This window comes from Rhizobium sp. L51/94 (assembly GCF_019355555.1).
In the GTDB taxonomy this organism is placed as follows: domain Bacteria; phylum Pseudomonadota; class Alphaproteobacteria; order Rhizobiales; family Rhizobiaceae; genus Rhizobium; species Rhizobium rhododendri.
Genome location: NZ_CP072141.1, coordinates 1,144,680 through 1,158,234, shown reverse-complemented (window position 1 = coordinate 1,158,234; position 13,555 = coordinate 1,144,680). Strand labels below are relative to the sequence as shown.

General features: G+C 61.1%; 9 protein-coding genes. 8 read left to right on the top strand and 1 reads right to left on the bottom strand.

The window, feature by feature from the left end; genetic code table 11:
• Positions 1–11 precede the first annotated feature (11 nt).
• The 7 genes from J5274_RS05505 (at position 12) to treY (ending at position 11,122) form a co-directional block, all read left to right on the top strand.
• Positions 12–1,154 (top strand): ABC transporter permease, encoded by a 1,143-nt coding sequence (locus J5274_RS05505; protein ID WP_161990930.1) that lies wholly within the window; start codon positions 12–14, stop codon positions 1,152–1,154.
• A gap of 99 nt (positions 1,155–1,253) precedes the next feature.
• On the top strand, positions 1,254–2,468 hold the full coding sequence (locus J5274_RS05500; protein WP_142823794.1) for a glycosyltransferase family protein: 1,215 nt from the start codon (positions 1,254–1,256) through the stop codon (positions 2,466–2,468).
• 10 nt (positions 2,469–2,478) lie between these two features.
• On the top strand, positions 2,479–3,744 hold the full coding sequence (locus J5274_RS05495) for a glycosyltransferase family 4 protein (protein ID WP_142823793.1): 1,266 nt from the start codon (positions 2,479–2,481) through the stop codon (positions 3,742–3,744).
• On the top strand, positions 3,741–4,871 hold the full coding sequence (locus tag J5274_RS05490) for a glycosyltransferase family protein (RefSeq protein ID WP_142823792.1): 1,131 nt from the start codon (positions 3,741–3,743) through the stop codon (positions 4,869–4,871). Before J5274_RS05495 ends, J5274_RS05490 begins: the two co-directional genes overlap by 4 nt.
• Before the next feature lie 171 nt (positions 4,872–5,042).
• Positions 5,043–7,760 (top strand): ABC transporter ATP-binding protein, encoded by a 2,718-nt coding sequence (locus J5274_RS05485; protein ID WP_142823791.1) that lies wholly within the window; start codon positions 5,043–5,045, stop codon positions 7,758–7,760.
• A 36-nt stretch (positions 7,761–7,796) separates the two neighbouring features.
• Entirely contained in the window at positions 7,797–8,270 is a 474-nt protein-coding gene (locus J5274_RS05480) for a Crp/Fnr family transcriptional regulator (protein WP_111216298.1), read from the top strand.
• Between the two features lie 203 nt (positions 8,271–8,473).
• Positions 8,474–11,122 (top strand): malto-oligosyltrehalose synthase, encoded by a 2,649-nt coding sequence (treY, locus tag J5274_RS05475; protein ID WP_219274798.1) that lies wholly within the window; start codon positions 8,474–8,476, stop codon positions 11,120–11,122.
• Positions 11,123–11,143: 21 nt separating this feature from the next.
• On the opposite strand, the gene J5274_RS05470 is transcribed toward treY, so the two are convergent.
• Complete coding sequence (locus J5274_RS05470; protein ID WP_162854760.1) at positions 11,144–12,286, bottom strand: fumarylacetoacetate hydrolase family protein; 1,143 nt, start codon at positions 12,284–12,286, stop codon at positions 11,144–11,146.
• A gap of 264 nt (positions 12,287–12,550) precedes the next feature.
• Between J5274_RS05470 and bcsN the strand changes: the two genes are divergently transcribed.
• Positions 12,551–13,471, top strand: a complete 921-nt coding sequence (bcsN, locus tag J5274_RS05465; protein ID WP_161990928.1) for a cellulose biosynthesis protein BcsN — start codon at positions 12,551–12,553, stop codon at positions 13,469–13,471.
• Positions 13,472–13,555: the final 84 nt, after the last annotated feature.

Genomic DNA, 13,555 nt, shown 5'->3' with positions numbered 1-13,555 from the left:
CCGGGGCGCCGATGCAGCATTACGTCTCGACAGCGCCATTCGACCCGATGCAGTTCGAGGCGATGTCGGCGGGCCAGACGCGCTATCACATGGCGTCGCAAAAGCAGCTTATGTGGTGGAAATTCAAGCGCCACCGGGTGGCGGTCGCCTCCGGCATATTCCTGCTTTTCCTCTACGGCGTCGTTATAATCGCCGAGTTCATTGCTCCCTATGGCCTGCACACCCGCAATGTCGACTTCATCCATGCGCCGCCCCAGGCGGTCCACATCTTCCATGACGGAAAGCTCGTGGCGCCTTTTGTCTACGGTCGCACCATGTCGCTCGATATCGAGACGCTGCGCAGGTCCTATACGGATAAGCCTGACGACGTGCAGCCGATCCGCTTCCTCTGCCGTGGGGATGCCTATAATTTCTGGGGCGCCATTCCCTCCAACATCCATCTGGTCTGCCCGGCTGTGGGCGGGCAGATGTATCTGCTGGGAACGGACCGGCTCGGGCGGGACGTATTCTCGCGGATCATCTACGGTGCACGTATCTCGCTGACCATCGGCCTGATCGGCATATCGATCAGCTTCATCCTCGGTATCGTGCTCGGTGGACTTGCCGGTTATCACGGTGGCTGGTTCGATCTTCTCGTGCAGCGGGTTATCGAAGTGCTGCAATCGCTACCGAGCCTGCCGCTGTGGATGGCGCTGGCGGCGATCATGCCGGTGACGTGGAGCCCGATCCTGGTCTACTTCGGGATCACCATCATTCTCGGCATTCTCGACTGGACCGGGCTTGCGCGCGCCGTCCGCTCAAAACTCCTGTCCTTGCGCGAAGAGGATTATGTGCTGGCGGCACAGTTGATGGGCGCCAAATCGCGACGCATCATCGGCCGCCATCTCGTACCGGGCTTCATGTCGCATCTGATCGCCACCGCGACGATTTCGATCCCGAGCATGATCCTCGGCGAAACAGCCCTGAGCTTTCTCGGCCTTGGCCTGCGCCCACCCATCACCAGCTGGGGTATCCTGCTGACAGAGGCCCGAAGCGTCAGCGTTATCGCTTTTTATCCTTGGCTTCTGTTCCCGATGATTCCGGTAATTCTTGTGATACTTGCCTTCAATTTTCTGGGAGATGGCTTGCGCGATGCTGCCGATCCCTACAAATAGCGTGTGGTGCGGACGCAAAACAGCGCGCACGGCGCATGACGGCATTGGCTCCCTCTTGCAAACTAACTGCGAAAGACGTTTGGACTTGAGGTTTTGCCCATGAAACGGCGCGTTGAAGATGCACGCATACTCATGTACAGCCATGACACGTTCGGGCTCGGACACCTGCGCCGCTGCCGGACGATCGCGCATTCGCTGGTTGGCGACTATCGCGGGCTGAATGTCCTCATTATTTCGGGCGCAACCATCGCCGGGGCATTCGACTACCGTGCCCGTGTCGACTTCGTCCAGGTGCCGAGCGTCATCAAGCTCAAGGACGGCGAATACACCTCGATGTCCGGCGACGTCGACCTGAAAGACACGCTGAAGATGCGCCAGGCGATCATCCGCCAGACGGCCGAAAACTTCCAGCCGGACATCTTCATCGTCGACAAGGAACCGCTCGGTCTCAAGGGCGAAGTCGAGGAAACGCTGCAATATCTGAAGGCGCGCGGCACGACGCTGGTGCTCGGCATGCGCGATGTGATGGATGCGCCGCATCTGCTCGATGCCGAGTGGAAGAAGAGCAACATGCTGGAGAAGATCGACCAGTACTACGACCGGGTGTGGGTCTATGGGCCGCCCGATTTCTACGATCCGCTTCTCGGCCTCGACGTTCCCGCCGGTGTACGACGGAAAATGGACTTTGTCGGCTTCCTGCAGCGCAGCGTGCCGCAGGGCAAGAAATCCGAGCATGTGCCAGATGAGGACTACATTCTGGTGACAACAGGCGGCGGCGGCGATGGCGCGGATCTCGTGCGAGATATCGTCAACGCCTATGAGAAGGATCGCTCGCTGCAGTACAAGACGCTGATCGTGCTCGGACCCTATATGCCGGCCCGTGAGCGGACCGAACTTGTCGAGCGTGCCAACAAGATCAGCTGTCTCGAGGTGATCGAGTTCGACAAGCGCATGGAAGAACTGATCGATGGTGCGACGGCCGTGGTCGCCATGGGTGGCTACAACACCTATTGCGAAATCCTGTCTTTCGACAAGCCGGCGCTTATCATCCCGCGGACGCGGCCGCGCGAGGAACAACTGATCCGCGCCCAGCGGGCGAGTGCACTGGGACTTGTCGACATGCTGCTGCCCGAGGAGTCCGAGGACGCATTGCAGTTGTCGGCAGCCTTGAAGAAGCTGGTCAATCGTGCACCTCCATCGAAGAGCGGTGAGAAGAACATGCGGCTCGAGGGTCTCGTCAACATCTCGCAGATCGTCGGCGAGTGGCTCGACGGGCGGGAGAGCTATCCCTCGCTTTCCGTCGTCGGTGAGTAGAGCGCAGCCATTGCCTATCCGAAAAAAAATACTGGTCGTCCTCAAGGGCTATCCCCGGCTGTCTGAAACGTTTATTGCCCAGGAGCTGCTTGGGCTGGAGCAGGCGGGCTTCGACCTGACGCTGATCTCGATGCGCCGTCCCACCGACAAGAAGCGGCACCCGGTCCACGACGAGATCAAGGCGCGTGTCGTCTACCTGCCGGAATATCTGCACGAGGAGCCGTTGCGCGTCGTCAAGGCGCTACTATCGGTCAGGCACCGACCCGGCTTTCGGCCGCTGCTGCGCCAATTCTGGGCCGACCTGAAACGTGACCCGACGCGCAACCGATTTCGCCGCCTCGGCCAGGCCATGGTGCTTGCGCATGAGTGGCCTGACGGAGCCGAGTGGCTGCATGCCCACTTCATTCACACCCCCGCCTCCGTCACCGCCTATGCAAGCATTCTCACCGGCACCCCTTGGACCTGTTCGGCGCATGCCAAGGATATCTGGACGTCACCCGACTGGGAACTGACCGAAAAGCTCGGACAGGCCCGTTGGGCCGTGACCTGCACTCATAGTGGTTTTGACCACATGCGAACTTTAACGCCATTCAAGGAGCGTGTGCACCTAAGCTACCACGGTCTCGACCTCGCCCGTTTCAGCCCTTCCCAAAGTCAACATTCCAACCGCAACGGCAGCGATCCCGCTGCACCGGTGTTGCTGCTCAGCGTCGGCCGCGCCGTCGAGAAAAAGGGCTACGACGTGCTGCTGCGGGCGCTGGCGCTGTTGCCTGAGACGCTCCACTGGCGCTTCGAGCATATCGGCGGCGGTGACCGGTTGCCCGAGCTCAAAGCACTGGCGGACAGTCTCGGCATTGCCGACCGCATCATCTGGAAGGGTGCGATGGCGCAGGATGAGGTGCTGGCACACTATCGACGTGCCGATGTGTTTGCGCTTGCTTGCCGCGTTGCTGCCGACGGAGACCGCGATGGGCTGCCGAACGTGCTGGTCGAGGCCTCCAGCCAGCGTCTCGCCTGCATCTCGACGCGGGTTTCCGGCGTTCCGGAACTTTTGATCGACGGCGAGAATGGGCTGCTGGTCTCTTCCGAAGACCCAACCGGCCTGGCCCGGGCTCTGGAAACCGCAATCCGCGACCCCGCCCTTCGCCACCGTCTGGGTTTGGCTGCCGAGCGGCGGGTGCGCGAGAACTTCGACTATCATTCCAGCATCCGACACCTCAGCCGGCTGTTCGAGGAGGAATGGCAAAAAGACGACAACCGGAAGCAATCGGCGTGAGCGGACCAAAGGTATTCTTCTACGTTCAGCATCTGCTCGGCATTGGCCATATCGCCCGTGCAAGCCGCATCGCGAGTGCGCTCGCGCGTCGCGGCTGCAGCGTTACGCTGGTGACCGGCGGTTTGCCCGTCGCTGGATTTCCGGGTGACGACGTAACCTCCATCGCCCTGCCTCCGGTAGTGGCTGCGACGTCGGGGTTTTCAGGACTTGCCCACAAGGATGGCACGCCGGTCGACCAGGCGTTCCTGGACGACCGGCGCGACCGGCTGCTTGCGACCTTTCATGCGACGCGACCGGACGTCGTCATCATCGAGGCCTTTCCCTTCGGCCGTCGGCAAATGCGGTTCGAATTGCTGCCGCTGCTCGACGCCATCGAGACGGCAAAGCCGCGGCCAAAGCTTTTCTCCTCGGTGCGCGACATCCTGCAGCAGCAGAAGAAGGCGGGGCGCGACGCTGAAACCGTTGCCACGCTCGACGCCCATTTCGACGGCGTGCTTGTGCATGGCGACCCCCGTTTCGTACGTCTTGAGGAAACGTTTCCATTGGCCGCCGATATCGCCGGCAAGATACGCTACACCGGACTTGTGGCACCGGCGATACCACCGGAGCCGGTCGAGGTCTTCGATATCGTCGTGTCTGCTGGCGGCGGCGCGGTTGGGCGCGATCTCGTCCGCGCCTCTCTCGACGCGGCGAGACGCGTGGCGACCGACCGGCGCTGGTGCCTGATCGCGGGTCCGAACATGCCCGAGGCGGACTTCATGGCCCTTCAGAACGAAGCTCCGGCCAATACGCAACTGGTTCGTTTTCGCAGCGATTTCCCGTCGCTGCTGCGGGGGGCCGAGCTTTCGATCTCGCAGGCGGGGTACAATACGGTCTGCGACCTGCTGGTGACCGGCTGCCGATCCATCCTCGTGCCGTTCACCGCCGGTGGTGAAACGGAGCAATCTGTCCGCGCCGAACGGCTGGAGGCGCTCGGGCTGGCAACAGCCTTGCCGGAGGCAGGGCTGACGGCGGAGATGCTGGAACAGTCCGTTGCAACAGCACTGCAGAAACCAAAGCCGGCTTCGCATTCCATCGACCTGGATGGCGCCGAAAAGACGGCTGTTATCGTTCAAGATGCCGCCTGACCGTTGCAGCTTTGACCTCGTTTTGCAGACTGTTGTGATATAAGCTCGAAGGCGGGGAATCGGAACGGATCGCCGCCATGGCATTTCGCATTTCGAGCGACAGGGAAAAGCGGCATGCGAGAGAGCAAGACGAGCGTGGCGACCCCCGAATTTAGAAGCATGCGGTAAGCAATGGAAAAAAGCCTCGCCAAATATATCTGGTCGAACACGCGCCTCGAGCAGATATGGATCCTGCTCGTCGTTGCCGCGTCCATGGTGCCTTACTTCCTGTCCTTCGACCTGCCAAAGCAGATCGTCAACGGCCCGATCCAGGGTAAGGGCTTCGAGGGCGAAGGCGCCACGCAGTCCTTCATGCATATCGCCTACGACATCCCCTTTGTCGGCCATATCGAGGTATTCAAAGGCCTGAAGCTCGACCGTTTCGAGATGCTGATCGCCCTCAGCCTGGTGTTTCTGGCCCTGGTGGTGCTGAACGGCCTCTTCAAACTCTACATCAATACCTACAAGGGCAGGCTTGGCGAGCGCATGCTGCGTCGCATCCGCTTTGAGCTTGTCGATCGGGTGCTGCGTTTTCCGCCTTCGCATTTCAAGCGCGTCAAGGCGGCTGAAATCGCGACGATGATCAAGGACGAGGTGGAGCCTCTCGGCGGGTTCACCGGCGACGCTTTCGTGCAGCCCGCGCTGCTCGGCGGTCAGGCGGTCACCGCTCTGATCTTCATCATCATGCAGAATTTCTGGCTCGGTATGATCGCCGCCAGCATCGTCGCGGTGCAGGCGGTCGTTATTCCCCGCATGCGCAAGCGACTGCTTGAGCTTGGCCGCCAGCGCCAGCTGACGGCGCGCGAACTTTCTGGCCGAGTTGGCGAGATCGTCGATGGCATCGGCACCATCCATGGCAACGACACGTCCAACTTCGAGCGGGCCGATATTGCTGCCCGGCTGGGGCTGATCTTCTCGATCCGCTACGACCTCTATCAGTGGAAATTCCTGGTCAAGTTCATCAACAATTTCCTGGCCCAGGTCACGCCGTTCCTGTTCTATTCGATCGGCGGGTTTCTCGCCTTGCAGGGGCGCCTGGACATCGGCCAGCTGGTCGCGGTCATCAACGCCTACAAGGATCTGCCGGGACCGCTCAAGGAACTGATCGACTGGGACCAGTCGCGTCAGGATGTCCAGGTAAAGTACAATCAGGTGGTCGAGCAATTCAGCGTCGACCGACTGATCGACCCTCGCATCCAGGTCATGGACCCCAAATCTCCGGCACGGCTGGAGCATGCGCTTGTCGCCACCAACCTGACAATCAGCGACGACAGCGGCGCCCGTGTTCTCGACCATGTTTCGCTCGAGATCCAGCCCGGCGAAACCGTGGCGATCGTTGGTGAGAGCGGCAGTGGGGGTGAGTATCTGGCCGAGGCCTTCGGACGGCTGGTCTGGCCGGACAGCGGCAAGGTGACCGTCGATGGGCACGACATCCTGGAATTACCGGAATCGGTGACCGGCCGACGGATCGCCTATGCCGGCTCGGACACCTACTTCTTCCACGGAACGTTGCGCGACAACATTCTATATGGCTTGAAGCATGCCCCGCTGACGACCGTCACCTATGAGGGCGAGGCCGCGGTGCGCAACAAGTGGGCGATTTCGGAGGCCAAACGCGCCGGCAACCCGTCTCTCAGCCTCGACAGCGACTGGGTCGACTACACATCTGCCGGGGCGACCGGGCCGGACGACCTTTACAGCGTCATCCGACCAGTGCTCGATTCGGTGCTGATGTCGCAGGATATTCTCGACATGGCGCTTCGCTCCACGGTCGATACTGAGACGCACAAGGACCTGACCGAACGGATCGTCGAACTGCGCCATGCGCTGATCGAGCGGCTGAAGGAGCAGGATCTCGACGGGCTGGTCGTGCCGTTCGAATTCACCGCCTACAATACGCAGGCGACGGTGGGTGAAAACCTGCTGTTCGGCACACTGAAGCGTCCGCTGATGACCAACAGGAAGCTCGCTGCACATCCCTATTTCATCAAGCTCTTCCAGGACAGCGGCCTGAACAGCGAACTCTACGACATGGGCATCGAGATCGCCGAAAACACAGTCGAGTTGTTCAACGACCTGCCGCCGGACCATCCTTTCTTCCAGCAGCTCACTTTCATGACGGCGGACGACATTCCCGACTATCAGGCGTTGCTGCAGAAGCGGGGCGGCCGCAACTTCGAGACGGCGACGCCCGAAGAGCGGGCATCGATCATTCGTCTCAGTTTCTCCTACATCGAGCCACGCCACCGCTTCGGTCTGCTCACCAAGCAGTTGATGAACAAGATCGTCGAGGCACGTACGGAGTTTCACAAGCATATCCCGGCCGATCTGAACGCTGTCATCGAACGCTACGATCCCGAGCGCTTTACGGCTTCGGCCACATTGATGGACAACGTGCTGTTTGGGCGTATCGCCCACCAGCAGGCCGATGCGCCTGAGCAGATCCATGTGATCATGCGCGATCTTTTCGACAGGCTCGGCCTGCAGGACAGCGTATTGGCAATCGGCCTCGATTTCGACGTCGGCTCCGGCGGCAAGCGCCTGACCAACGTCCAGCGCCAGAAGCTGAACCTTGCCCGCGCGCTGCTGAAGCGCGCCGACTACCTGATCTTCAACAGGCCGCTGGTTGCGCTCGACCATCGCATCCAGGACCAGATCGTCCGCACCGTTCTACGCGACATCGAAAACAGCGACCACAACCCGGCTATCATCTGGGTTCTGTCGAATGTCGCGCTAGCGGAGCAGTTCCACCGCGTCCTGGTATTTCAGGGCGGCACGCTGGCTGAAAGCGGCACAACCGAAGATCTTTTGCAGCACGACGGGATGTTCAAAGAACTTTTATCGTTATAGGCTATCTGGCGGCTGTGATCCCGGGGTTGAACGCGCATGCTGTTAAGAGATGAAGTCGAAATGTTGCGGCGAGTGCCGATTTTCGCACGCATTGCGCCGGCGAAGCTGAAACTGCTCGCCTTCACCTCCGATCGCGTCAGCTACCGTGCTGGCCAGATACTTTTCCACCAGGGCGATCTCGGCGACGCTGCCTATGTCGTGCTGGCAGGAACCGCCGATATCCTAGTCGATACGCCGACCGGTGAGATCAAGGTCGCCGATGTCGATGTCAATTCGATTGTCGGAGAAATCGCCATCCTCTGCGACGTCTCCCGTACTGCGACCGTAAAGGCCACCTCGAATGTCGAGGCACTGCGGATCAGCAAAGAGCACTTCCTCAAGCTGCTCTCCGACTTCCCCGAAATGGCCGTGGATATCATGAGGGTGCTGGCCGACCGCCTCAACCACACTACCGCAGAGCTGACGGCCGCACGCAGCCAGCCGGCATTGCAACCGGCACCGACCCACTAGACGGAGGCGCCCTGCGGCCACCCCACATCGCCAGTGGACGGAACTTATTTTGCTTCCGCAAGTTTGCAGGTCGAGGCTTCACCGAGAGGCTAACGGCGTTGTGTGGCCGGTTAATTCGTTTCCTTGCGGCCTTAAATCGGCTCCCGGGAAGCCAATTTGCTGACTGCGCCGCCCGACGGCCTTCCCACTCTGCCAGGTATCCAATGACTTTGCCCAATTCTACCTATCGCATCCAGTTTCGCGACGGCATGACTTTCGACCATGCCCGGAAAATGGTTCCTTACCTCCGCCAATTGGGCATCAGCCATCTCTACGCGTCACCGATCTTCACCGCCACCAAGGGTTCAACCCATGGCTACGACGTCACCGACACCAACGAGATCGATCCCGCGATTGGCGGCCGCGAGGGGTTCGACAAGTTGTCCGAGGCGCTGCGGGAGGCCGAAATAGGCCTGCTGGTCGACATCGTTCCAAACCATATGGCCGCCTCGCTGGAAAATTCGTGGTGGCGCAGCGTCGTCGAGTGGGGTGAGGAAAGCCCTTTCAGCCAGCATTTCGACATCGACTGGAGCCGAAAGCTGACGTTGCCTATCCTCGGAAAGCCGCTGCAGGATGCGTTGGAGGCAGGCGAACTGACGCTGACTGTGGACGCGGATGCGGGCACGCTCACTGTTGCCTACTACGAGCAGCGGCTGCCGCTGGCGCCGAGTACCTATGCCGCCGTGCTGTCGCGACTTGATCTCCCGGTCGTCGCTGCAATGTGCACTCTGGCGTCTGATGCAGATCCACGGCGGGAGACGGAATTTCACCAGAGCATGCGCGACATGCTCTCTGGCGAGGCGGCAGAGATAAACAAGGCGCTAGCGCAGAAGTTCAGTGACCCCGCTTCGCTCCAGACCGTGGTGGATGAACAGCCCTGGCGGCTGATCTATTGGAAGGACGCGCCGCGCGAGCTCAGCTATCGTCGCTTTTTCGAGGTGACCGGTCTTGTAGGCTTGCGCGTCGAAGACCCGGCTGTTTTCGACGATGCACATCGGCTGACACTCGAACTGGTGCGCAATGGTGCCGTTGATGGATTGCGGCTCGATCATATCGACGGGCTGGCAGATCCCGCCGCCTATCTCGAGCGTCTGCGCAGTGCCGTGGGTGAGGATACCTATATCGTCGTCGAGAAAATCCTCGCCGAAGGAGAGACGCTGCCAGAGGCGTGGCCGATCTCCGGAACCACCGGCTATGAATTTATCACTACCCTGCCCGACGTTCTGGTGAACACGTCCGGAATGAACGCAATCACCGATACCTATCGGGAAATTGCCGATGGTGAGCCGGAATTTGCCGAGGGCGCGCTGGCGGTCAAGGCGATGCTTGCCCGGAAAAACTTCGCTGTTGAAACCAACAATTTGCTGCAGCTGCTTCTGAGTGTCGGAGCGATCAATGGCGACGTGCCCGAGCAAGCGGCACTGGAACAGGCGCTGGTGTCTCTGCTTGTCGCCTGCCCGGTGTATCGGACCTACGGGACGGATGGCGCCCTCGACGCGGCCGATGGCGCGATGTGGAGCACTATCGTGGAAACTGCGGGTGGCTCGTCCGAAAAGGCGGACCACGCCGCGTTGTCCTTTGTCGACAAGGTATTTCAAGGCAATGTGGCACCGGAGGCCAAGGCGGATGCGCTCGAATTCCGACGCCGCTTCCAGCAATTGACGGGGCCTTTGACGGCGAAGTCTATCGAAGACACGATGTTCTATCGATATAACCGCCTGATCGGCCTGAACGAGGTCGGCGGCGAACCTGCTGCCACTGAATTCGGCCTCGAACGCTTCCACCACGAGATGGCTAAGCGGATGGAGACACAGCCCGCCGGCCTGTCCGCAACCTCGACACATGACACGAAACGCGGCGAGGACGGGCGGGCGAGGCTTTATGCGCTTACCGAAGCTCCGGAGGCATGGCTGGATGGCGTGGAGCGCTGGCGCAAGCTCAATGCCGCCACCGTCGCTTCCCTGCCGGGTGGCGCCGCGCCGGAACCACGGCTCGAATGGATGCTGTATCAGGCACTCGCCGGTGCCTGGCCAGCAGACCTCGCGCTCGACGCGCCTGCTCCGGCCGACTTGCTCGACCGTTTCCTTGCCTATGTCGAGAAAGCGCTGCGCGAGGCCAAGCAGCGCACCAACTGGGGCGAGGAGGATGGTGCGTACGAGGACGCCGTAAAGGCTTTCGCGGCCAACCTGCTTGCGAGCGACAATGCGGCTTTTCTGCAGGACTTCCGCAAGACGCTGCAGCCGTTCGTGCGGGCGGGCCTGTTTAACGGCCTGACACAGACGCTCATCAAGCTGGCAGCTCCAGGGATACCCGACATTTACCAGGGCGCCGAGCAACTGGATCTCAGCCTCGTCGATCCCGACAATAGCCGCCTGCCAGACTTTGCACGCCTGGGTGAGGACCTGGCCGTGCCCCTCCAGACACGCGATGAGGGCGCGCTTGCCCGGGGACTCTTCAAGCAGCGCCTCGTCCAAAAGGGCCTTGCGCTGCGCAAGGCTGAGCCAACGCTGTTTGCTAAAGGCGATTATCAGCCATTGGCCGTCACCGGTGAACGCGCCGACAACGCCATTGCATTCCTGCGCAGCCACGAGAACAAAATGGTCGTCGCCATTGCTCCTCGGCTGGTTTACGGACTCGGCGAAGGCGAATGGCCGTGCGGCGATTACTGGGGAGACAGTGCGATCGCCTTGCCCGAGCGCGCTGCCGGCAGAGTGCGAAATGTCATCGACGGTACGGTCCACGAGACAAGCCAGCCCCTGAAACTGGCAGCCCTGCTGGCCACTTCACCAGTGGCGCTGCTCGTCTCCGAGTAGCCGCAGCGAGCGAGGGGCTTCCTAGAGCAGGCCCCTCGACGCCAGATTGCGCATGAGCTTTGCAATGCCTGAAGTCCAGGGCGGGCAATCTGTCGACAGCATGACGCGGTTGCGCAGTGCGCCCAGCTTGTCGTTCGAAATCGTCACGACATCGCCGATCTTGTGGGTAAAGCCCTGCCCCGGCACGTCGCGGTCCTCGACCGGCGCGAAAAGCGTCCCCATGAACAGCACCATTCCGTCGGGATACTGGTGATGCCGCCCCATTGTTTGGGAGACAAGATCGAGCGGATCACGGCTGATCTCCTTCATCGAACTCTTGCCGTGCAGCACGTAGCCGTCCTCTCCCTCTATTGTGAGATCGAGGTCGGCATTGCGGACGTCGTCGATGGAATAAGTATCGTCGAACAGCCGGATGAACGGCCCGATCGAGCAGGAAGCATTGTTGTCCTTGGCCTTGCCGAGCAACAGGGCAGAGCGGCCCTCGACGTCACGCAGGTTGACGTCGTTGCCGAGCGTTGCGCCCTTGACGCGCCCCCGGCTATCGACGACCAGCACGATTTCCGGCTCTGGGTTGTTCCATTTGGAAATGGGGTGCAAGCCGACATCGGCACCGTGACCCACGGAGGAGAGTACCTGCGCCTTGGAGAAGACCTCGGCATCCGGGCCGATGCCGACTTCCAGATATTGCGACCAGACACCGTCCTCGATCAGAGCCGCCTTGACCTTGGCGGCCTCCGGCGATCCCGCCTTCAGATTGCGAAGGCTGTCGCCGATGATGGATGTGATGCGGCCGCGAATGCTGTTCGCCAGATCCGGATTACCGGCAGCGCGCTCCTCGATCACCCTCTCCAGCATCGAGCGCGCGAACGTGACGCCGCAAGCTTTGACAGCCTGCAGGTCGATCGGCGCCAGCAAGGTGTGGGGCGAATTGGCGTCCGCCGAAAACAGCGCCTCGAGGCTGCCGACAGCTTCGCCCGCCTGCGTGCTTAGAAAAGCGACGGGATCGTCCATCTCAAGAAGGGCGGAGACGGTCGGAATATCTCGTGACGTGACGTCATAGACAGTGCCGTCGCGGATAACGACAACGGATGGACCATCCTTGGCCGCATCCCAGGTGCGCCCGATGAAGCTTCCCGCTTCGAACATGCCGATATCGCCTGCCATTTTGCCGTCTCCTGCCCTGATTTTTCTGAATGGCGCGCTGCACTCCCGGGCATCACGCAATCTCGAGGGCATGTTCTTCATCCACGCTGGCTTGTCAATTGTCGCCGGAAAGGCACGCGTGGCAGAAGATTTCATTCGCGACCGGGGCCCTCAGCGCACCCACCAATACCCGCAAAACGATGTTCATGTTGCTTATGTAGCGCATTTGGCTATTTCATGCGCATGGTCCCTCGTTCTCTGATTCGGCATGTCGCGCCGTCACGCATGACAAAAGGTGTCTATGGCGCGCTGTGGCTCACGGCGGCGCTGGCGATATCCGGCTGCGCGTCGAAGGATGGGATCCGGGTTCCCGGTCCCGCGGAGACGGTGACGAGCGACAAGGCTTTCGCGCTGCCACCTCCGGGCGGTCCGTCGATCGTCAATGTCGTGCAGCACTCCTACAACAACGCCGTCCAGCAGGACATCTACCTCTTTACCTCAGCCGCAACCTCGGGGCAGAACGATCTGCAGGTGACGTTCTTCGGGCCGGTCGGTCTCGACTACGACAACCGCAAGGGCCTCGGCTATGCCTCGATCCGCGACAGCACGGTCGACAGGGATATGCGTCGTGCGTTGCCTGGCGTGGCGATGGTTCGGTCCGGCATCTACGTCCAGAACAACTACGGACCGTTCGGCTATGCCACGGGCAAAAGTGCACAGGGCGACACCTGCCTCTATGCGTGGCAGCAGGTGCGCTCCAGCGACAATGCTCGTGGTGCTTTTCAGAATCGCGGTACCGTGCAGGTCCGGCTGCGACTTTGCGACACACATGCAACCGCCGAGCAATTGCTTCGTGTCATGTATGGCTACACCATCACAGGCACTTTCCCGGCTCCCGGCTGGAACCCGTATGACAGCGCTCCACCGGTCGATCCGACGCTTGGCCGCACCGGTAATCCGATCTACCCGGTGGTATCGCCTACGAGCGCCGGCCAGTTGCCAGCCGCTTTCCAATTGCCGGCGACGTCACCTGGCATCGCACCGCAAAGCCCGCGCAGCGTAGAACCGCGCGCAGCACCGCGTCCGGTCGCGCAACAGCAGCCACCCGCGCCGGCGCCCAGAGGGCCGGTCGTTCCGTCGCCGATCGGCGACGACAAAAGCAGCACGACAGCAGCTCCGGCGGTCATTGTGCCTGCTCCTAACTAAGGTCTTGCGATTATATCGATCAAGAGACGAGTAGCATGAACGGTTTGTCAACCATCCGGTGTCACGGTGCTTGGTGTCGTCGCC